Source organism: Thalassotalea fusca, from assembly GCF_053485835.1.
The window spans coordinates 1-444 of record NZ_JBQRUN010000055.1 but is presented as its reverse complement, the minus strand read 5'-3'; the positions used below and the strand labels follow the sequence as shown (position 1 = coordinate 444).

Here is a 444-nt window from a genome sequence, read left to right as displayed (position 1 = left end):
AGTATGACACAGCAACTCGTCACTACGCACACGTAGACTGTCCAGGTCACGCCGATTATGTTAAAAACATGATCACTGGTGCTGCTCAAATGGACGGCGCTATCTTAGTAGTAGCTGCGACTGACGGCCCTATGCCGCAAACTCGTGAGCACATCCTTCTTTCTCGTCAGGTTGGTGTACCATACATCATCGTATTCATGAACAAATGTGACATGGTAGACGACGAAGAATTATTAGAATTAGTAGAGATGGAAGTTCGTGAACTTCTTTCAGAATACGATTTCCCAGGTGATGACTTACCAGTAGTTCAAGGTTCTGCACTAGGTGCATTGAACGGCGAAGCACAATGGGAAGAGAAAGTATTAGAGCTAGCTGAGCACTTAGATACTTACATTCCAGAGCCAGAGCGTGCAATCGATGGTGACTTCATCTTACCAATCGAAG

The 444-nt window shown here is 45.3% G+C and carries 1 protein-coding gene; it reads left to right on the top strand.

Features of this window, described 5'->3' with window-relative positions; all coding sequences use genetic code 11:
• Positions 1–444: GTP-binding protein (locus ACSLUK_RS20000; RefSeq protein WP_448550552.1), on the top strand; the 444-nt coding region annotated here is incomplete at both ends.